The organism is Gracilimonas sp. (assembly GCF_014762685.1).
Classification (GTDB): Bacteria; Bacteroidota; Rhodothermia; order Balneolales; family Balneolaceae; genus Gracilimonas.
Genome location: NZ_JABURM010000006.1, coordinates 195,121 through 216,994 on the forward strand (window position 1 = coordinate 195,121; position 21,874 = coordinate 216,994).

The 21,874-nt window shown below is 40.1% G+C and carries 18 protein-coding genes and 1 tRNA gene; 10 read left to right on the forward strand and 9 right to left on the reverse strand.

The window, feature by feature from the left end:
- Positions 1–11 precede the first annotated feature (11 nt).
- Complete coding sequence (locus HUJ22_RS10385; RefSeq protein WP_290877003.1) at positions 12–611, forward strand: flavin reductase family protein; 600 nt, start codon at positions 12–14, stop codon at positions 609–611.
- A 37-nt stretch (positions 612–648) separates the two neighbouring features.
- On the opposite strand, the gene HUJ22_RS10390 is transcribed toward HUJ22_RS10385, so the two are convergent.
- The 3 genes from HUJ22_RS10390 to HUJ22_RS10400 form a co-directional block, all read right to left on the reverse strand.
- A complete protein-coding gene (locus HUJ22_RS10390) occupies positions 649–2,499 on the reverse strand; it encodes a DUF4153 domain-containing protein (RefSeq protein WP_290877006.1) in 1,851 nt (616 codons plus the stop codon).
- Positions 2,500–2,596: 97 nt separating this feature from the next.
- The gene (locus tag HUJ22_RS10395) at positions 2,597–3,205 is read right to left on the reverse strand and encodes a hypothetical protein (protein WP_290877009.1); all 609 of its coding nucleotides are present in this window, start codon (positions 3,203–3,205) and stop codon (positions 2,597–2,599) included.
- A gap of 154 nt (positions 3,206–3,359) precedes the next feature.
- On the reverse strand, positions 3,360–4,448 hold the full coding sequence (locus HUJ22_RS10400) for an AI-2E family transporter (protein ID WP_290877012.1): 1,089 nt from the start codon (positions 4,446–4,448) through the stop codon (positions 3,360–3,362).
- 142 nt (positions 4,449–4,590) lie between these two features.
- Between HUJ22_RS10400 and mce the strand changes: the two genes are divergently transcribed.
- The 6 genes from mce (at position 4,591) to HUJ22_RS10430 (ending at position 10,153) form a co-directional block, all read left to right on the forward strand.
- On the forward strand, positions 4,591–4,989 hold the full coding sequence (gene mce / locus HUJ22_RS10405; protein ID WP_290877015.1) for a methylmalonyl-CoA epimerase: 399 nt from the start codon (positions 4,591–4,593) through the stop codon (positions 4,987–4,989).
- 26 nt (positions 4,990–5,015) lie between these two features.
- Entirely contained in the window at positions 5,016–6,440 is a 1,425-nt protein-coding gene (locus HUJ22_RS10410; RefSeq protein ID WP_290877018.1) for a hypothetical protein, read from the forward strand.
- A gap of 80 nt (positions 6,441–6,520) precedes the next feature.
- Positions 6,521–6,594, forward strand: a tRNA-Pro gene (locus tag HUJ22_RS10415).
- Between the two features lie 363 nt (positions 6,595–6,957).
- Positions 6,958–7,455 carry a hypothetical protein gene (locus HUJ22_RS10420; RefSeq protein ID WP_290877021.1) on the forward strand — a complete coding sequence of 166 codons (498 nt, stop codon included), beginning with the start codon at positions 6,958–6,960 and terminating at the stop codon, positions 7,453–7,455.
- Positions 7,456–7,682: 227 nt separating this feature from the next.
- Complete coding sequence (locus tag HUJ22_RS10425) at positions 7,683–8,099, forward strand: hypothetical protein (protein ID WP_290877023.1); 417 nt, start codon at positions 7,683–7,685, stop codon at positions 8,097–8,099.
- A 119-nt stretch (positions 8,100–8,218) separates the two neighbouring features.
- Positions 8,219–10,153 (forward strand): M14 family metallopeptidase, encoded by a 1,935-nt coding sequence (locus tag HUJ22_RS10430; RefSeq protein ID WP_290877026.1) that lies wholly within the window; start codon positions 8,219–8,221, stop codon positions 10,151–10,153.
- Positions 10,154–10,232: 79 nt separating this feature from the next.
- Here the strand turns inward: HUJ22_RS10430 and HUJ22_RS10435 are convergent, their stop codons facing one another.
- The 3 genes from HUJ22_RS10435 to HUJ22_RS10445 are packed head-to-tail and all read right to left on the reverse strand — an operon-like array spanning position 10,233 to position 11,883.
- Positions 10,233–10,850 (reverse strand): methyltransferase domain-containing protein, encoded by a 618-nt coding sequence (locus tag HUJ22_RS10435; protein ID WP_290877028.1) that lies wholly within the window; start codon positions 10,848–10,850, stop codon positions 10,233–10,235.
- Positions 10,851–10,855: 5 nt separating this feature from the next.
- Positions 10,856–11,311, reverse strand: a complete 456-nt coding sequence (locus tag HUJ22_RS10440; protein WP_290877030.1) for a copper chaperone PCu(A)C — start codon at positions 11,309–11,311, stop codon at positions 10,856–10,858.
- Positions 11,308–11,883, reverse strand: a complete 576-nt coding sequence (locus HUJ22_RS10445; RefSeq protein WP_290877033.1) for an SCO family protein — start codon at positions 11,881–11,883, stop codon at positions 11,308–11,310. The genes HUJ22_RS10440 and HUJ22_RS10445 overlap by 4 nt, the downstream gene beginning before the upstream one ends.
- A 171-nt stretch (positions 11,884–12,054) precedes the next feature.
- On the opposite strand from HUJ22_RS10445, the gene HUJ22_RS10450 reads away from it, so the two are divergent.
- On the forward strand, positions 12,055–12,462 hold the full coding sequence (locus HUJ22_RS10450; RefSeq protein WP_290877035.1) for a hypothetical protein: 408 nt from the start codon (positions 12,055–12,057) through the stop codon (positions 12,460–12,462).
- Positions 12,463–12,467: 5 nt separating this feature from the next.
- Here HUJ22_RS10450 and HUJ22_RS10455 read toward each other — a convergent pair whose 3' ends face one another.
- The 3 genes from HUJ22_RS10455 to HUJ22_RS10465 all read right to left on the reverse strand — a co-directional run bounded on the left by HUJ22_RS10455 (position 12,468) and on the right by HUJ22_RS10465 (position 15,250).
- Positions 12,468–13,388, reverse strand: coding sequence for a cation diffusion facilitator family transporter (locus tag HUJ22_RS10455; protein ID WP_290877037.1), 921 nt, complete (start codon positions 13,386–13,388; stop codon positions 12,468–12,470).
- An 80-nt stretch (positions 13,389–13,468) separates the two neighbouring features.
- Complete coding sequence (locus HUJ22_RS10460; RefSeq protein ID WP_290877040.1) at positions 13,469–13,927, reverse strand: hypothetical protein; 459 nt, start codon at positions 13,925–13,927, stop codon at positions 13,469–13,471.
- Between the two features lie 45 nt (positions 13,928–13,972).
- Positions 13,973–15,250: a M14 family metallopeptidase gene (locus tag HUJ22_RS10465; RefSeq protein WP_290877041.1), complete on the reverse strand. Its 1,278-nt coding sequence runs from the start codon at positions 15,248–15,250 to the stop codon at positions 13,973–13,975.
- Positions 15,251–15,434: 184 nt separating this feature from the next.
- On the opposite strand from HUJ22_RS10465, the gene HUJ22_RS10470 reads away from it, so the two are divergent.
- On the forward strand, positions 15,435–17,318 hold the full coding sequence (locus tag HUJ22_RS10470; RefSeq protein WP_290877044.1) for a BamA/TamA family outer membrane protein: 1,884 nt from the start codon (positions 15,435–15,437) through the stop codon (positions 17,316–17,318).
- Positions 17,318–21,871 carry a translocation/assembly module TamB domain-containing protein gene (locus HUJ22_RS10475; RefSeq protein WP_290877047.1) on the forward strand — a complete coding sequence of 1,518 codons (4,554 nt, stop codon included), beginning with the start codon at positions 17,318–17,320 and terminating at the stop codon, positions 21,869–21,871. The genes HUJ22_RS10470 and HUJ22_RS10475 overlap by 1 nt, the downstream gene beginning before the upstream one ends.
- Positions 21,872–21,874: the final 3 nt, after the last annotated feature.

The following is a 21,874-nucleotide window of genomic DNA, read 5'->3' on the forward strand; positions in this document are numbered from 1 at the left end:
AATGTACTTCCGTGATTATAGAAAAATCTGAATTTTCTAAACGACAAATAGCTAAGCTGGTAAAGGGAACCGTTGTTCCCCGTCCTATTGCCTGGATTTCATCAGTTGGGAAAACCGGAATTCCCAACCTGGCACCTTTCAGTTATTTTCAAGTGATTTCACATGATCCCGTCATGTTTATTATTTCTATCGGTCAGGGTTATAAAGTGGGTAAAGACGGAGATAAAGACACGCTGGCTAACATCAAAGAAACCGGTGATTTTGTGATTAATATGGTGTCAGCTTCATTAGCTTCCCATATGCAAAAAAGCAGTGAAATTTTCCCCAAAAACGTTAGTGAGTTTGAAAAGACAGGGCTGACACCGGTTAAAAGTCAGGTCGTTACTGCGCCTAGAGTTGAAGAAGCGGTTATTAGTATGGAGTGCACCTTAAACAGAGTCATGGAGTTAGGTGATTTTAATCAGGTGATCGGAGAATTGGCCTGTTACCACATTAAGGATGAGGTATACATGGAAGGCGATAAAATAAATTACGAAACTTACGATCCCATTGGCAGGTTGGCAGCAAATTATACGTACGTTCGGGATTTGTTTTTCCCTGACGAAACTTAGCTTTTGCCAAGTACCAGCTTTTTTTTGTTTCTCGGTTTTATTTTTTTGGTGTAACAAATAGTACTACTGTGACATCTTGAATGGTCACCTCGTCTCCTTCTGTAAACCCATTAATATTTTTAAACACCGCTTTCACTGCCAGCGATTCATTTTCTGTTTCCACTGTCAGCATTTCAATAGACTGGTGTGCAGTATTTTTGTTTACTAAACCCGATTCTTTGATTTTATTTATTAAAGGCAGTACCTCTATCTTAATGCTGCTTCCGTCGGTTATGGACTCAACCCTTACAATCATTTCCGTTCTATTGTAACTGAGGGTCCACTCAGAATCCCTGGTTTCTTTAACCTGCTCAATGTTGTTAACATTGAAAATAAATTCCCCAAGATAAAATTGATAACCGGAAACCGGAATCGCGCTTCTCGGTTCAAGTAAATAGTACAGGTCATTTGGCCGCACCTCCGCTTGGTCTTCTCTTTGCCATACAGCAACATACTCCATTCCCATTAAGCGCATGATTTTACCTGCATCATTATATCTATTTGAACTATCCTCAGCCAATAGATATTCTTCCAGATCTTCTTCAAAATATGGTTGCAAAGGCTCAGAACCTTTTAATTCTAAAAGATAGTCCACCTTTGAGCTTATTTGTTTACGGTCCTCGAACGAGATGAGTTTATCACCCTTAATTATTTTGTTATCATCTGACAGCAATTCATTCTGTTCAAGCAATTGCTCAAAACGATCCAACTGACTTCGTTTTGAAACTTCAAATGCCCCCAGGGGACCGAAGGAGATTAATAATGCTATCACACACAATGAAATCGGTATTACTTTAATATTTTTGGATTTTCCCACCAGGAAGTAAATCACGATGCCTGCCAGCCAAACAGCGAGAGTAGCCACAAAGTAGCGGTTCACGGTTACTCCGTATTCCGAAATGCGCACCCAGATTGAAAGCATCAATAATAAAACGAGGGGTATGAGGGCGATATAGTATCCTTTTGAAAATAAGTTGATCCAGCGGTTATTTTCCTGATTTCGAATAGGATGTAAAAGAAGCAGCGCCAATATTCCGGCTATAGAAAAACTAAGCACTAAATTGGCAACCCAACCAATCGGCCATTCCCATTCTAATATGATTTTACCGGTGTATGCATATAAAATCAAAATGTAAACGGTAATCAGGGGGATTAGAATGTATTGCACAAATATCTTTAAGCCACCGGGATACTTTCGTTCACTTTCGGACATTTGATTTGGATGCGGGACCCCCGCCAGAAAAAACCAGGTATTGAATAATCCCGCTAAAAATATCCACAACTGACTGTACCGCTTACCTGAAATATCAATCTCAAGCAAGTTCTCCAGCGAAAGCATTGCAATAGAAAGTCCGGCAAAAAGGACCATTGTGTACAGAGCAGCAGTCAATATTCTCAAAAAAAGCGTCTTATTATAAGCCCAGAAATCTTTGACCTCTCCATCCTGTAAAAACGGAGCAAAAGAAACAAACAAATGGGCCGCGATAAAGAAAAGCAGGTAGCGAAAAAATGGCTCGCTTTCATCCGATGAAAAATTATCCGGCAACAAATAATAGTAAATGAGTAAAATAACCAAGGCACCCATTTTGGTAAGAAAACCCTGCCTAAAAGTCCATTTCCGGCTTTCTGCCAAGGTAGAAAGTGAGAGAAAAACCGAAATACTCAATGCCGAAACCCAACAAATTTTTACTATAAAAAAATAATCTGACTGTTGGCCCCATGAAAGTCCGGCCAGCCACATAGCACAGAGGGTTCCAATAAATGCAACTGTCAAAGCAAATGGAAACCGCTTAAAGGTACTAAAACCTTGTTCGGTTATTTCGGTGAGGGAAGGAAATCGAAGATTCATTATTTTGTACCTGAAATTTGATTCTTCTCTAAGATTGGCCTTTTGCTTTAAAAATCAAATACCCTAATTAACCTTTTAATTTTGCTCTTCCATTGGGTCAAAAAACTTCCCGTTTGATTTCATTTCCCAGGCTATCGTACTCAATCCACGTGCCATACTGTGTTCCATCCTTGTATTCACCAATAGCCTGTAATTGACCGTTCGGGTGCCATCGCTTTGCCAACCCATCTCTGGTCTTTCCTTCGCGGTACGGTAACTGCAACCGAGGACTTCCGTCTGCATAATAAAAAGTCATAGTAGAATCGGTAAAAATATTGTAGCGGGTCAATTCTCCCTGAATATTGAAAAAGCTATGAATGGTGTCTCTTCTGATCTCTTTTATTTTTCTTGTACCCGGATAATAATAATAAGTCTCGCCCGGGGTAATTGCGACCACCAAATTACCCGAAGGATCCCACAGCGAGGTGTTATTCTTGGTATAGTCGGCATCCATGCCAAGTGTGCGGTTAGGGTGCCAGTACCGCAGCCGAAACATTTTTCCGTCCTTATACTCTCCCTGTAAATTATATGTGTGCCTGTGAAAGGTCCGTATAAAACCGGTATAAGGATCACCCGATCTTTTATGAACCAACAGAAGACTTGTATCTCGAATCCCATAGCTCCGAAAACCATTCGTGCTGGTGGTACTGTAAATATATTGCGACACCGGAACTGGGTTTCCTAACGTATCCCTAAATTCAAGATGATCATAACCTTTCAAATAATAATGCTCCTTAGGGGCTGACTTATCGGATGAGCAAGCCCAAAAACTCATCAGGCCACATAAGAAAAAAAAGAATGCACTAAAAAAGTATTTCTGCTTATAACTTGTCATCGTATTTAAGACTGTTTCCAAGTAGGTACCCATATGGCTTCATTTCAGGAATTTGATCAAATACCACTTTTAAAATACCAATCAGCGGAACAAATAGAATCATCCCTGAAATACCCCAAAGTTCTCCGCCTATGATTAAAGCAACTATAGCTACAAAAGGGTTTATGGATACTTTAGAACCCACTACCCGTGGAGTAATAAAATTACCCTCCAGAAATTGAACGATCCCAAAAACAACCACCACAAGAATTGGGGTGAGCAAAGAATCTGTGAGTAAGAAAGCAAAAAGAAGCGGAGGCAGTGCCCCGATAATAATTCCTATATACGGGATAATGGCTAAAAGCGAGGCGAAAACACCGAAAAACAAAGCATGCTCCAATCCAATAATGAATAGGCCGGTAGTATTCAAGACAGCTAAAATTCCAATAACCGTTAACATCCCCACCAGGTAATTCTGGGTTACTCCCTGGACACGGTCAAGCAGCTGATCCACACGGGAACTTTTGCCTTTTACTTCAAATAACTTTCGAAAAAAGGTTCTGAACAGCTCCTGATAGTACAGCATGAAGAAAATAAAGATGGGCATTAGTGTCATCACCGTAAATGCATTGGTAGTTGCACTGACGATAGAACTCACATAATTCCCGCTTTGGTCAATAAGGTTGTTGACACCTTGCCTCAAATACTCACTTTGTTCTTCTTGTGAAATGCCAACGGATTCTTCCAGAAAAATGATGGCATTTGTTGATACCGCTTTTAGTTTTTCTGTGACTTCCGGTATCCGTTCTGAAAACTGTATGAATTGTGCCGAAATCAGCGATAATATTCCCGCAAAAACAATTAAAATAATAAGCAGCGTCAAAATAATGCTGAAAGCCCTTCCTAATTTCCAGTTCTCAAAAATCTTAACCAAAGGACTTAACAGCATCGCAAAGAATGCGGAGAAGGCTAATGGCATTAAAATGAACTTGCCGTAACTCATTACTACGAAAAGCAGGCTTAAGCCAATTAGGATGAGTGTAGATTTTAACCAAAAAGGATATTTATTTGAAGTTTTTATACGGTGGTGCGCCATAAACAATTTATATTTATACTGTTATATATACCCGGATATTCAGTTGAATAATAAATAATACAATCAATAGATGTACTTTTTAAATTCGGTCCAATTATTTTACTAAAAAATCCATTTAATTAACCATCAGAAAATCAACCTCATGCACATTGACCATATTGGCATTGCCGTCAGAAACGTAGAAAAAGCCACTTCAACTTATTCAAAAATTTTAAATGCTTCGCCAACCAAAACTGAAGTAGTTGAAAGCGAAAAAGTAGAAACAGTATTTTTTCAAACCGGAGAATCCAAAGTAGAATTACTCGGCCCAACCGCACCTGATTCGGTCATAGCTAAATATGTTGAAAGGAAGGGCGAGGGGCTGCATCATGTAGCTTTTGAAGTAAAGGATATTCATGCAGAACTGGATAGACTCCGAAAAGAAGGCTTCACCGTGCTCAATGAACAACCAAAAGACGGAGCCGATAACAAGTTGGTAGCATTTGTACACCCCAAGGATAATCATGGTGTTTTAGTGGAGTTGTGCCAAAGCAAAAAGTAGCTCCTTTCTTCCCAGTAAAGTAATTTATGGACTCTTTGAATAAATTTATTGGTCTGGCGTTTTTAGTTTTAATTTCACTATGCTCGCCAACACAACTAATTGCTCAGTACGGATTTTCAAACCCGGCTCATGGAACAACTTATGATTGGTCATTTGAAAACAGATTACAAATTCTGGATCGTTCTCATGCGTATGGCACCTATTTTTATGACCGTGGTTATGGAAGAGTAATTACTCCTTTGCTTAATGGAGAATATGAATTAGATATGATGACCCAGGAATTTTTACCCGGAGATCAATTTGCCTGGCATCAAAATCCCAATGGGGTAAGAACCAGAGCCGGAAGTTACAGGAAAACCAGGCTTGCGGTATATTCTGAAGTCCATACAAATTCCAAATTTTCTGAGGTATCACATGTAAATACGCATATGTATCTTCAGCAAAATGCGCGAGCCACTCGAGCACTATTTGAAATTGAGTATCTGCATAACCTTAGTGACGGTCACAGTATTGCAGCTCTTCATACCCTCACCGAATATAAACAAGATCTTGATGTGACGCTCAGCTATAGATACAATAACAAAAACTTGGGGCATTTTCGATTCGACCTCACATATCTGGACTATCTGAATAATTTTGTTCATACCGCGGGGAACGACACCAATCCTTTGAAAATTGAAGAGGAAAACTACCGGTTTCGTTATAAAAACAGCCCCATTTTCTTTTATACCCGAATAAATGCACCTTCAAATAATACTGTGTTTTGGGATATCTCGGCCGGATGGCAGCCGAAAGTAAGAAGGGTTTACAACTACCGCGTTGATCGCGATTTTCGGTTTGAAGAAAAAACCTATGTCTATTTTGTCAATGGTTCTCTAAGCTTTAATTTTGAGAATTCAACCATTGGCATTTATGGTTACTTAGACAAGAATCCTACAAATAGAAGCAGTGGAGGCAATCCATTCGATGGTCATTATAGATCAATACAGCGCCTAAACAAATTCGGTATCTTCTACTTTGGTCATTACGATTGGTTTCAACCTTACCTGAGGGTTTCACACGAATACTACTACGACCAGCAAGAAGGGACAAATTTCGAGCTTTCACTTATTAAAGAACCCCTTGATTTACGCATAAAAAGATGGTTGGGTGACATTGGAATTGGCATTCGTCCGTTTAAATCTAATTTTCGCTTTCTGCCCCGATACCATTTTTCAGATCATTCTTTTGACCATCAGGAATATCAGATTATGAAATCTGACTGGACTGAACAAAATTTTACCGGGGTAAAATTTAATCACAGGATCACCCTCTCTCTTTTATTCAATCCTCATGAAAAAGTATATTTTGAAATTGGAGCAGCATACGATATTGACGGAGACGATTACGATAACAACCCGACAGTAAGACGTTTTGATAAAGGCTTCACAAAAATCTTATTCAAACTCTAACAAAACATTCAGGAATATCAAACTCCCAATAAGTGATTGAGTTTTGCCTGTAATGATGCGTATCTTAAGCGCTCATTGATCGGGGCGTGGCTCAGCACGGTAGAGCGCTCGGCTGGGGGTCGAGAGGTCGCAAGTTCAAATCTTGTCGCCCCGACATTGACAAGCTCTCAAATGACCTTTAAAGGTTGTCTGAGGGCTTTTTTTATTTTAAACCCTTTTGAATGATCAGCTCGGCTTTGGGATAAAGTGGGAATTTGTTATCCCATTGTTATACAATTTCATGTCATATAAGGGATCAAGCCAGACTCAGTTCGTCATAACTTCTCTACAATAATGATGGGAGGTGTACAGGCGGAGGCAAAAATCTCTTTGGGAAATCACGTGGTCAAGACTACTTTGATAAAGGGACATTCGACATAGCGTTCCTTTTTTATTATTTCTTATCTTTACTGAAACAAATCATCTACGCGGAACTTTTAAATCTACTGAAAGTACATATCAGTACATCCCCAGAATCATGTATATCCTAAACAACAAAAGACAGATCGAACGCATCAAAGACATGGTGCCGGTACGAAAAAATATGGACACCTTTGAGGTGTTTTATCATGATCCTACCACCGGTGAGTTGTGGAAGAGCTTTTTCCCAAAGGGACATAAAGATCATCGCGGGCCAAAATTACTGCGCCCCGAACCCCTGCCAGAAAGCCTGGAGCTGCAGCTCGAAATTTGCCTGAACAGCCCGGATGATACTGATGCCATCGGACTTGGTATTGAATGTTCGGTCAAACCGGAAATCTGGGAATCTATTATTGATATTCTGGATAAGAATCGAAAAAAATACTTACGATCCCACCTAAATACTTTTATAAAGCATCTTGGAGTTTTACGCCCTGAAGAGTCATTAAAAGAGGTTGAAATAAACTATGAAGATGCCGGCCTTGATAAAGACAAACTCATTCTTCTTAAAAAAAGAGCCAGGCGTATCAAAATTAAACGCTTTTTTAGAATTTAAGACCGGATTTATCCCCACTTCCAAAGCCTCAGTTTCGAGGCTTTTTTTATAGCTCCCTCATTTTTATTAGAAAGCTCTAAATTCTAATAAATGTAAAAAACCACGGTAATAACCTATAGACAATGTTTTCAGACTTTCATGGGATAATTTTGTGTAATTAGAAATATTAAGATTTTTTAATATTAAGAAATTTTAATAAATTAGTGCTGAGATAAAAAACCACCCCAATGAGAGCACTTATTTTTTCCATATTAATTTCTGCCGTTTCAAGCTTTACCTTTTTAGTAAATGCCCAGGTAACCGCTGTAATGCAGGCGAAAGTTGAGATTATCAGTGGCGCAGGTTTCCTCGCAATGGAAGCAGCCAATATTGACCTTAGCACTGTAAATTATTCAGAGGATATTGAAACCGGATCTTTCTCTCTTGTAGCCGCCCCCGGAGCTGACGTAAATGTTCACATCTCAAATCAGTCTTCAATAAAAAATAAGGAAGGCGGAATTATTGAGTTTGAACCATTGAAAATAAATCATATTACTTCTGAGTCTGGTGAGCATCATATTTCCGTCAATGGAAAAATAAAAGATCATCAGAAACTGAATGGCCATTATGAAGGCGATATCACTGCTGTAGTTGAATATCTATAGGTAACCAATTCTTTTCAGACGACCTTCCCTTCTTTTCTTTTCTCGATAACATAATTTAACATGAGTTAACTTTGTGGTGTAATACCTTAAGTTTTAAACACCAACTAACTCTTTTCCTTATGAAGAAACTCGGGATTCTATTTTTCTTTAGTCTTGGCATCTTAGCTCAATCTTTTGCTCAAAATTATACTCCACTGCATACCCTAAGCTGGCCGGAGTCAAATGGAGACTCTACGATGTTCACTGTTGGCGGAGAACGCCACGGGATTAGCTTCTTTAAACAACACCGTTTCCCTGAAGTGGAATATGAAGCCGGAGAAGAACTTACTTTTGATACCTATCACACTACCAATGTTATGTACGCTTGGTATGAAAGATGGGCAGAACAATATCCGGATATCGTAGATCTCTATGAAGTAGCCAAAAGCTTTGAAGGCCGACCTATTTTGCAGATGACGATCACCAACAAGGAAACCGGGAAGGACACCGATAAGCCGGCTGCTTATTTTGAGGGAGGCCGCCACAGTGGTGAAATCACCAGCAGTGAATCTATTTTATGGCTTACCAAGCATTTGCTGGAAAACTATGGAAAAGATCCTGAAATCACCGAATTAATTGATACGAAAGCGATCTATCTACGCCCTCAGAACAACCCGGACGGTTCTAACTTATACCTTCATACGGCTCAATCAAATCGCAGCTCGGTACGCCCTCATGACAACGACCGCGATGGGCTACTGGATGAAGATTCACCGGAGGACCTGGATGGTGATGGCATTATTTACTCCATGCGAAAGAAAGCAAGTCCTGACGAAATGGAAGATGCTAATTACATTATTGATCCTCGTGACCCGGAAGGACGTTTAATGAAACGAGTGCTTAGCGGCAAAGGTAACTGGCTCGTTTACTCTGAAGGTGTCGATAATGACGGAGACGGCGATATTAATGAAGACGGTATTGGAGGTTTGGACCTTCACCGTAATTATGTTGAAAACTGGAGGCCCGACAGAGGTGAAGATTTGACCGGAAGAGGATATACGCAATATGGCGCCGGCGAATACCCGCTGAGTGAACCGGAATCAAAGTCCGTAGTCATGTGGATGCTGACGCACCCCAATATTTCAGTGGTCAATTCTATGGATACAAGAGTTCCGATGCACTTACGTCCTCCTTCGACTTCGAAAAGTGAGGAAAGGATGTATCCAAAAGATCTCGCGCTTTATGAAAAGTATGATAAACTGGGGCTGGAAATCACTGAATACCCCTGGGCCGGTGATGTGTATGAAACCTATATGACCCGTTATCCAACAAACCGAACCACCGGAGACCCTTCTCGCCCTGCTCCTTTATTTGGACACGGTCCCGACTTTGGCTATTTCTACTTTGGTTCTATCTGGTATGGTGATGAACTATGGAATAACGGAGCCATGAAAGATTATAACGAAGACGGAGTGTATGACAACTATGATGCCATCCGTTGGGACGACGAGGAAAACAATGGGCAAGGCTTCAAAGCATGGACTAAATTCAATCATCCTGATTTAGGGGAAGTTGAAATCGGCGGTTTTCATCCCAAGTTTTTCAGTCAAAACGGGCCACCATGGCAACTTGAACGATGGGCTAAAAAACAAGCTCTGTTCAACTTAATGATGGCCAAAGAGCTTCCTCAAATTACGCTAGATGATATTACTGTAGAAGAAAGATCTGACAATACCTACAAAATTACTGTATCGTGGACCAATACAGGTAACCTTCCCGTGGCCTTAAAGCAAGCACAACTGGTCAAAATTGTTCAGGAAGACCGGGTAATGCTTGACTTTGACTCTGAACTGACCAAAGGATATGAAAATGCTTCCCTCAAAATCATTACTCCCAAACTATATGACAAAACAATCCGGGCAGGATATACAGATGCCGGAGAATCGAAAGAAGCAGTATTTGAGGTTAAACTGAATGATATTGACGGAGCAAGAGGAACCGTTAAAATTCTTTCTACCAGGGGCGGTTATATCGAAAAGAACATTGAAATAGGCACTCCTCCAAGTAAAGACTAATCTATCTTTAACTAGTTTTTTAAAATAGCCCGGCATGAGATTTAAACTTGTGCCGGGTTTTTTACACTTGGCATACTAATCATTTTTCTGCCTCACATAAAAAGAAGTTCCAATACCTGAATTTCCACTCCTTCAGCGCCTGAACACTGAAGTCTTCAGATTCAAGCAGTTGTTTCACTTCTTCCGCAGAAACAGTTTGAATAAATTCCCCTGTAAAAGTCCGGATGCAAAAGTTAACAAGCTGAAACAATCCTTTCCTGTTCCAGTCCAAAACCAATAGTCGCCCACCCGGCTTTAGTACCCGGTATATCTCTGATAAGGCTTGCCCCTGGTCCACATAATTATGAAATGCATTTAGTGAAATTACCGTGTCAAAAGATAAGCTTTCAAACCCAAGGCTTTCAGCAAAATGGGCGGTGAATGAAACCCTGGAGTTTTCTGTAAAACGTTCCCTGGCAATATTCAGCATTCCGCCTGACACATCATTAAGGACCAGCTGTGAAAACGGCATCCCCTTTTCAATGAGATGATGAGCAAACAAACCGGTTCCGGCACTCACATCAAGAATTCGGTGATTCTGTTTACTCTCAAAAGCCTCCAACATTTTTTGATGAGTATGAGTAAGATACTTCTCCCACTTCTGCTCGTAAATGTGAGCTTTTCTGTTATAAATTTCTGGAGTTTCTGCCTGATTCAAACCTGTCAATTTTCTTTTACAGGAATCACTCTTGAAATAACACCGGCCTGTTCAAGTTCAATCTCAACCAATACAGAATCCCCCTTAGTCAGGTCTTCATTTAATTGCATTAACATAATATGCAAACCGCCTTGTTGAAATGTGATGCTTTCTTCCGGCTGTATGACAACATTCTTTTGCTCCCTCATACCCATCAAACCGTCTTCAGTTTCATAAGATTCATGAAGCTGAGCCATTCCCGCCTGAGGGCTACTCACAGAAACAATGGTGTCCGCAACCGACAATGTATTTATATAGGTAAAATAAGCCGCACTGGTGCCTCCGCTCGCCGCAGGGCGAACGCGCTCTTCTGTTTTTTTTGTGACACCCTCGGAATTCACCTCACCTTTCCTGTTTTCTGAATTGCAGGATGAAGTAACCATCAAAGCAGTTAAAACGAAAATAGAAATCAAATACTTCATCTTACTTTATTAAGGTCTTCTCTTACAAGAGACGGAATCATTTTTTGGCTTCCTCCGTACTCAAATATCACACGTGACTGTCTGTCAAGCACCATAATTTTATCAGAATGATTGATAAAATAAAGTTTGCGTCCGGCTTCTGTTGTTTGGGACATCGATATCTGACTTCTTACTCCTGCACTGTCCATTAATGCAAAAACTTGCGTTGAGTCTCCGGTTAAAAATGTAAAATTTTCATCCACCCCAAACGAATTTCCGTACTTTTTCAAGGCTGAAGGAGTGTCCCGGACTGGATCAAATGTAGCTGCTATAAATTGAACATCTTCCGGATAATTCATGTCTTTTTGAATCCGCATCAAGTTTTGAGTAATCAGTGAGCAAATATCCGGGCAGTTAGTATAAATAAATCCCATAACTATAAAATCACCCTGAAAATCATCCGGGAAAGTAACTTTGACGCTGTCCTGGTTTAGCAAATCAAAAGAAGCGTCCCCAAAATCGTCAATAACATCTGTACGGATACCACAGGCTAAAATTATAAAAGGCAGTAATAATAAAATTAATTTTTTCATGATTTGAATATAAAGGTATTCAGGAATAACTTAGGCCTTGTCAGAACAAGTTTTCAATTCCTTAATTCTTTTCCAATGAAAAATCACCTTAAAATTTTTGCTCTCCTAATTATAACCTCATTAATCTTTATCAGCATCGCCTGTCAATCCGAAAACAGACCGGGTGATCATATGGATAGCAATGAGCATTATGGAGAGACTGTGCCGCTAATCTATCATATGTCATTCATGCAGGGCTATAGTACTAAATTATATTTTTCCGGGATGGAAGAAAACTGGGGGCTTGCTGATATTTATGCACATGAGATTGAGGAATTGATGGAAACTATTATTTTCGAAAACCATATGGATGACGAAGTAGATGTAAGCGGTTTATTAGAGACTATGCTTCCACCTGAAATAGAAAAGATTGAATCTGCCATTGATGCCCGGGACAAAGACATGTTTGAAGAGAATTATCAAACTATGATTCATACCTGTAACCAATGCCATCAGGCCGCGAATTATGGGTTAGTGAAAATTACCGTTCCCGAAGTCAATCCATACAATCAGGACTTCTCCGTACCCGAGAATAACTGAATTGGCTAATGCCTATGAGCGAGTTTATGTTTTGGTGCTCCACAAGGCTCAAATTCAAATTCCAGGGTACTGTGATGGATATCAAATTTGTCATGCAGCAGCTTTTTGATTGATGATTTAATGGATTCCATTTCACCCAAATCTTCTTTTTCGATTACTACATGACTCTCAAGCATAGTACTGTGTTCATCCAACCTCCATACATGTACATGATGGACATCACACACTTTTTCTACACCTTTCATGAGGCTTGTTAGCTCCGAGATATTAATATTCTCAGGTTTCGATTCCATTAAAATATTAATTGTCTCCCTCAGCATATGGTAAGAGTGCCAGAGAATATACCCGCCGATAATTACTGTGAGAATGGCATCCACTATATACCACTGGTATTTTAGAATCAGCCATCCGCCAATAATAACCCCAACCGAGGAAAGGCCATCCGAGAGAATGTGGATAAAGGCGCTTCGCATGTTCAGGTTGTTCTTAGCATCTTTCCATAACAGGGCTGCCGTTGCAAAGTTACCTATCAGTCCAACTATGGCAACCCAAAACATGGTAATCCCATCAATAGCTTGCGGATCAAAAAACCGCTCTACCCCTTCCTTTATCAGGAAAAGTGCTATAATAACCAAAGTAATAAGGTTAATAAAAGCTCCAATGATTTCCGCCCTTTTATAGCCAAAGGTTTTGGAGGAATTGGTTCCTTTTTTAGAAATCTTTTTAGCAACAAGGGTGATACCGAGCGACATAGTGTCGTTCAGGTTATGTACAGCATCTGAAAGCAAAGCCAAACTGTTGGACAAAATACCGCCAACAAACTCAGCTAACGTGATCGCCAGGTTCAAAAATATGGAAACCCAAAGTTTCCAAATAGATGAATCATCAATCTTAGGGTGATGGTGATGACTGTGGTTATGACCCATACATATGCCGTATTAACACAAAGAAAATTCTATCAGAAATATACATTCATTTTATTACAGAACAGCCATTCATCCGCTATCTAACCCATGTACCATATACTAAAACTGCCTGCCAAGGATAATACAAAAAGAACATAAGCTTGCTTCACAGGCTTATCCGGGAGATAATTGTATAGCGGATTCTCTTTAAAAAAATCTTCCAGTTGTTCCCGACGGGTTTTTTCTTCCTCGTCGAGCTCTTCTTCTTTTTTTACCAAAACTTCGGCATCTCCCTGAATTTCTGATAAACTTTCATTCAAAAAACCGGCAATCGTATATTGGTCTACTTTGCCCAGATTACTGGCAATAAGGTATGCCGGTGTTCCAACCATAAATATAGCTATACTGACGATGGATTTATCCATTACCGTAAGCTGAACAAACTCTCCCAAAGTCATACTGATAAGTGCCGCAAGCCCCATTATGCATAAAAGAGCACTTAGCACCAAGCGCAGTTTCCAGTTTTGAATGCCTTCCAATAAAATGTCAGATCCTTTCATTGCATTATCATTAACTTATTTTTGACAAATATGTACATCCCTAAATTAGTTTTCAAGAGGCTTTTTGGCCCATTCCTTCAATAACAGCTCCATAAGTAGACGAGCCGCCGAGCGTGAAACTTTCTCCAGGTCTTCTTTTTCAATTTGGTCATTTACTTCATAAGTAAGTGCATCAATCCCAAATGTGTGATAAAACCAGTTCTTGGCTATCGGAGAAGAAGTATCGAATTCCTCAATATTGAATTCAACCTCCGGATTTTCCTTAATAATTTCTGCGACCCATTGTTGAGTAAAATTATCAGGATTAGTTTTTATGTCTTCATTGATAGGATAAAAAATATTTTCATTAGTAGAATGAAAATCTATCGCATAAAACATTTTCCGCTTTTCATTGTTTTTCATACTTGAAAGCGCATCACGTACGGCTTTGGTTTCAGGCTGATTAAAATTTTTCCAATCCCGGTTCAAATCAACGCCTCCGGCATTATGCCGCCAATGCCCAAGATCTACTCCGTCCGGATTTAGCATCGGAAATGCCTTAATGACAAATGTCTCCCTAAATTTATTTGCCAGTTTACTTTCGGAAGTAAGTTCTTCCAGAAAAATAAGCGAAGCAAGATACCCGGTAACTTCGGGCGGATGTTGTCTACCAATTAATGCCAGAACAGGTGCTCTCTGATCTTCCCCAGCCTCTGTAATTATAAGTTCCCAGATGGGTTTTCCTTTTTTTGACACCCCGGCTTCTCTGACCTCCACGAAATCCTTTCCAAGGATATTACGGCTCCGGAGGGTGTCTTTCAGATTAGAAAAAGTGTGTAATGGCTGCCCGCTGATTATAATCGGGTCTTCTGCAAGCAACACTTTAAAAACAGCCGTCCCATTTACAGAATCATATTCTGCATTTAACTCTGTTTGTAGCTTCCAGGTACTATCCATTGGAGCCCAACTTAGCAATTTCGGAATATATCTGTGTGTGGCATCCTCATAATTAAGCTGTATTATAGCCATTCTTACGGTATCGCTCCATATTTTAAATGCAAACCATGGACTATTATTAATTGGTCCATTCTCCGGAGCTATAAACGCTTCGAAAATTGAATCATTAAGGGCATAAAAATTATTGATACGGGCACCCTCAAACTCATTGCTAACCCATACTTTAGGTTTATCAACGCCTATAATCCGGCGGAATTGAGGGTCTATCTCTTTGTCAGAAGTGTTGGTTACATCAGGGGGATCGTACGAAAATCCGGTAAACTCTTCACTGCTTTTACAGGAAACCAACCCTAAAGAAATTATAACCAACAAAATAAACTTATACATACTCAGAAAATTTGTTTTTAAACAATAAACTTTAGCTTGCACCATAAGGTAAAAGCTTCCAAGATAGCAAACATTCAGTTATACTTATTACCCATAAAAATATATCACGCTTTTGATTCTTACTAATTTTAAACGGTTACTCCCTTTAATTCTGCTTGCAGGTTGGTGTTTCTGCCCTTTAAATTTGGCTTTAGCTCAAGAAGATCTCGAATCAACAAGGGTATGGAAAGTAAAAATTGAGGGTAACGAAACTTTTGAGGGGATTGTTCTTCGCAACGTTATTACAAACGAGGCTCCCTCTCTTTTCAAAAAGTTAATGTTTTGGCGAAAACCGGGTATGCGCCTAAATGAAAATGACGTTAGAAGGGATGTAATCAGAATTGAGCGCTTTTATCAGCGTCGCGGGTTTAATGATGTGCAGGTATCGTATCGTATCGAAGACTTATCAAAGGAATGGAGAAAAACAGTAATTTTTGAAATCATTGAAAATTCGCCTATACAAATAAAAAATGTTCGGTTTGAGATCGTCTCATCTCAGAAAGACAGTACACTAATTACCAACAGCGAAAATGTTAACTCCATCAAGCAGCGGCTCCCGTACCGAGAAGGGAGGCGGTATGAAACAGTAAATCAATCTGAGGTAGAAGGAAGTTTAGTTGGAGCGCTACGAAATCTCGGTTACCCCTATGCGAATAGTGAAGTATATGCTAATATCGACAGCACTTCAAAAACAGCAGAAGTTATTCTTAGAAGCACTCCGGGCCCCAGGGCACGATTTGATTCTGTACTTGTTGAAGGGCATGAAAACCTCCCCGCTAAGTATATAGCAAGAGAAACAGGAATTAAACAAAATAATTTTTTCAGTGAAAAACAGTTAAGAGAAGCCCAGAGAGAAGTTTTCAATCATCACATGCTTAGGTTTGCCCTTGTTTCCATTCCTGATCAGCCTAAGGATTCTCTTATAAATATAAAGGTAAGAGTTAAAGAATCCCCATTAAGGTCGTTACAGCTTCTTTTTGGAATAGGCAATCTAACCCGTATAGAAAATGGATGGGCTGACTTTTATAAACTTTTCAGAGGGCAGGCCTCCTGGACGCACAGAAATGTCCGTAACCGAGGTGAGCGTTTTACCATTTCGGGAAATGCTTCAGCCATAGAACAACGCTTGGGAATTGACTATTTGTTTCCATACTTACTTAATACTAAAACATCTTTGGTTTCATCCCCTTTTATAAGCCATCAGCTGGAACCGTCATATGAAATTCTTCGAGGGGGATTTACTAATAGCTTTGTATATCAATACAGTTCAAACTTTACCGGTACCGTTTCCTATGAGTATACCCTCAACAATGAAACTACCACTAGCTCACAAGAAAGCTTGCCCGACAGTATCCAATCCTATAATGTTTCCTCTTTCAACTTAAATGCTTTTTATTCCAAAGGATTAAGTCGCGGGCAAGAGGGCTGGTCTTTTCAACCTTTCTGGGAGCTTTCAGGCCTGTTTGGTGAATCCACATACAGCTTCCAGGAAGTAGGCTTAGATGCCCGAAAATTTACTCCACTGACTGATAAGATTGTATTTGCAAAGCGTATTAACTTCGCCGGAATCTATTATGCAAAACAAGATTCCCTGCCTTCTGATATCCGAATTTATAATGGGGGCACGAATTCAGTCAGGGGATGGAACCGGCAAGAATTGGGCCCCAAACGACCCATATTAGATGAGGAAGGAGACTTTTCACACTTTGTCCCAATTGGAGGGCGTGCTACAATTAGTTTTAACACCGAATTTCGCTTTCAACTCAATCAACTTATAAAAGGATTTGGGGTAGCCACTTTTCTGGACGGCGGACAAGTGTGGTCGAATTTTAATGATATTGGCACGACACCCATTCAGTGGGGTGTTGGTGGTGGACTTCGGTATCAATCCCCGATCGGGCCTATTCGTGTAGATATAGCTTATAAAATCAACCCGACGGATCAGGACCTTCAGATTTACCAGGGACAAAATTATGGAAGTGCCTGGGACAAATGGGGCATTCATTTCAGTATAGGCCAGGCTTTTTAATGGGTGATAAAAAAACACATATCGCTATTAGGATACTAAAGTACATCGGATGGAGTCTATTTTCATTGATTTTACTATTCACAACGCTCCGATATTCACTCAAAACATCATGGGGGCATTCATTCGCAAAAAACCAGGTTGTTTCATTAGCCAACAAAAACCTGACTGGATCTCTTTCGATCGACCAAATTAAAGGTGACCTATGGAATGATTTTAGCATTTATGGCTTACACATCACCCAAACTGACACTACTGTTTCATTAGATTCAACTCGAATCAAATACAATATCTGGGAACTCTTGAACAGCCGGTTTTCTGCCTCAGAGATTTCCCTGTCAGGACTTAGAGTTACCCTTTCTGAAACTGAAAACGGACAATTCAATGTGCAGGACCTCCTCAAAACTAAGACTGATGTGGAGCCTGAAGAATCAACTCCAGCCTTTGGAATCGACATTCAGGATCTGCTGGTAGATAACAGCTCAATACGGGTGAATTCACCTTCATATCTGCCCGACTCAACCCTCTCTATCCAGCAACTTTCAGCCAAAGCCGGATTTAGTTATGACCGACAATTATCCGTTTCACTTTCATCTCTGTCTTTTAAACTTAATGAAGGGCGACTTACCGAAGCTGTTTCATTCTCAAGTTCCGGCTCCTATAAAAATGAAATTATTTCCCTTAATGATCTTTTGATAGAATCCGGGCGATCTTTTATCCGGGCAAACGGATTTTCAAATCTCAGCGACTCTACTTTAGCCGTTGAAACTACAACTAAGCCTTTTTCCATTAGGGATGTTCAACCCTACATAAACTATGATCTTCCCTCTGATGACCTCAATCTTTCCCTTGATATCTCGGGAAACTTTAATGATTTACAATTAAAACTCAACGCAGAAGGAAGTGGATTTGATGACCTTCTTATTATTTCAAACTTCTCTTTTTCAGAGACACCGACGTTGACAAAATTTGGAATAAGCGGCAAGAATCTGGATATCAGTTATTTCACCAACGACTCCCAAGATGCTGAAATAGGTGATTTTCAATTTTCATTTGAAGGACAGTTTAACCGTGTGCCTGCGGCTGCCGATATTACTTGGGGATTTACACTCAACAACATCAGATTTGAGGAGTACCTGTTTGAGACACTCTTTGGCAGCGGGACTTTAAAAGACGAAAACCTGATGGCCAACATTCAACTCAGTGATGGTTCTGACCGGATCATTTTAAATCCTGATGTACGGGGAGTTTTTACTGAAAACCCGGCTTGGAGTGTAGATGCTGAAGTTTCAGAAATAGACCTTGGGTGGTGGACCCGAAATCCTGAACTAAGCGGTGAGATCTACTTCAGGGCAAAGGCCGAGGGGAAAGGATTTGAACTTTCAGATGAACCCTGGACTTTTTCTATCTTTCCGAGTACTGACGTGACAGGTGCTATTGCATCTCGAGACAGCAGCGGCACAAAATTAACACAATTCCACCCTGTAATTGCAAAAGACACCATTACCATCGTTGGTCAGCCCTTTTCAGATTTCAATCTTGAGGGTACAATCTCTGAGGGTTCAGTAAAAACAGAGGGGTTCCTCCAACTCATTGACAGCAAGATGGATTTTTCCGCATCTGCTGCTGACTTTCTTACTGAAGTGCCCACATTTACCTATCAAATGGATGCCCGGGAATTCAACCTGAAGGAAATCACAGCCATTGATGAGCTTCCAAGCTCCATAAACATAAAAATTCAGGGAAACGGCAGACACTTCGATCCCGAAAAAATTCAACTGAATACAAGCCTGTTCATTGATTCAAGCTTTGTGAATGGTGCTGCTTTTACATTGTTGGACATCAGTGCCAGACTTGACGGAAATATACTAACCATCCGCGATGGTGAATTGAACAGCGAAGTAATTGAAGGGAGTTTTTCCGGGCGTCGTAATCTTGCCAACCAAAATGATCCTGATAATAACTTGTCTCTTGATATGCAGGTCAAGAACCTGCAGCCTTTTGCCCCGCTTATAGGGGCCGATGTATTTAATGCTACTGGTCAGGTTTCCGGAAATATTACCGAAGCAATTGAAAACGAACTGTTGTTTGACGGGCATATTCACTTAAACGACATTTATTACGATACTCTCTATTCAGCGAAATCTATTGAAGGTTCCACAAAAATAGCGATAAGAGATGACTACGGTTACTCCCTTTCCCTGAATATTAACGAACCGACCTATTCAAATATCTCTCTTCGAGACCTGCAATTTGAAACTATTGGAATATCAAACTCTGATTCTCTTTCCGGTAATTTTAATCTGGATATTATCAGTGAAGATGCAGGTCAGCTTAATCAATCGGGAAATTATACCGTTAACCTTGAAACCCTTCGAACCGATTTAGATTGGAATTCTTTCAACTTTCAAACCCCTTCCCGGCTGCTTTCATTGCAATCGCCTTTTCATGTAACCTATCAAAATTCCACTATCCAAACCGACACGCTTAAACTTCGCTCCGATGAAGGTACATATCTAAATCTCTCTATTCCATTTGCTGATTCTTTAAATCAACACTTATGGGCTGATGGTCAAAACTTTGACTTTGGAGTTATTCAGGATATTATTTTTGATGAGCGTTTTGTGGATGGCATACTTTCCGGAAATATCAAAATTGATAAATCTCCGACCGAACTCTCAGGCAACGGAGCTTTGGAAATCACTAAGCTATCTTATCGAAATACAGAGATTGACAAAATATCTCTTGATTTCAATGTGCTCTCGCAGAGACTGAACGCCGACTTGGCCATTACTGCTCAAGGTGAAGAAAAATTATCCGGAATCATTGATGTTCCCTTTTCACTTAAAGCACCGGCTGATTTGGACGATTCTTTTTTCGAAGAACCTGTAAGCGGGAACCTGGTTATTAAGCCAATTCAGCTGAGTGATTTTGAAAGTATTTTAAATACATTTGAAATAACACAAACTACCGGAGTTTTGAGTTTCAACGGACAGCTTTCCGGAACCGCGGGTGAGCCCGACTTTGAAGGTGTCTTTAATTTGACTGAACCAACACTCTCAGGTATCAGAATTGATTCAGCTTTTGCCCGTTTCAATTATCATCATTTAGAAGAAAAGCTGACAGCATTAGCCGAAATAAATGCCCGCGGACAAAAGGCGGCTTCTATAGATGCTGAAATACCCATTTCAATGGATTTCCGAACCTTTGAAATAAATATGCCGGAAGGAACTGATATCCTGAGTTTTAACTTGCTTTCAGATAATTTTAATATTTCTGTATTTAATGACTTCCTTAATAAGCAGTACACCAATAGACTCAGGGGTACTTTAAATGCAGATATCAGTATTACAGGCCCCAAAGATAACCTTGTTTCAAAAGGATACTTAAGACTCAACGACGGGCGTTTGGCGGTGCCAATTGCCGGAATCAATCTTTCCAAAATCAATTCAGAGCTTCGCTTTTCTGATGCCGGTGGCTTAGAACTAAAAAGCTTAAACATGAAAAGCGGAAGTGGAAATTTCACCGCCACCGGGCACATTGACTTACAAGGAATTACTCCAACTAATCTTGACATAACTGCTAAAGCAAATAGATTCAGACTGGCCAATACCGATGACTATAACCTCACGATTGACCTTAACAGCAAAATAACCGGCTCTCCCACACAACCTGAAGCTTCCGGGGTACTTACGATCAAAAATGGTTTTATATACTTGCAGGATTTCGGAGAGAAATCGGTGGAAACGGTGGAATTAGAAGGAGAGGAAAGTACTTCATTTAGCCCTTACGATTCTTTGGCAATAGATATGCAATTTGTGATCGAACGTAATTTCATGGTTAGAAATCGCCGCTACCTGGATCTTGAAATTGAGCTCCGGGGTGAACTTGATGCTCAAAAACAAACAAACAGTGAGTTACAGTTATTCGGTACTTTGAATGCACAAAGGGGCTATGTGCGACCACTGGGGAAACAATTTAGCCTGGAAGAAGGGCGATTTACCTTTAGTGGCCCTGTCGATGAACCAGATCTTTATATAAATACAAGCTATATCCCCCAGTCTTCACAAAAACAAGGCGACCCAATTATACTTTATTACATTATAGAAGGAAATGCCGCAGACCCGGAATTCAGGTTTGAAAGTGAGCCGCAAATGGAACAACAAGATATTGTTTGTTACACTTTGTTTAATAAACCCTGCTATGCTTTAGAATCGTGGCAACAGGTGGTTAGCGGCAGTGGCGGTTCAACGCCAACTGATTTACTGGTGGGAGTATTAATGGATGAAGTTGAGACCCTGGCAACCCAGGAATTAGGAATAGATGTTGTCCAAATTGATAATACCCGTTCCGGGTCTGACAGTGGAACTTCTGTTAAAACCGGGTGGTATTTAAACCGTAGAACTTTTTTTGCAATTATAAATGAAATAAGCGGAACCACCCCTAAAACCATGTTTATCCTTGAATACCTGCTCAAAGATAATCTGGACTTAATTATTACCCAGGGAGATGATAACCGGCAAGGGATAGACATTCGCTGGCACTACGATTATTAATAC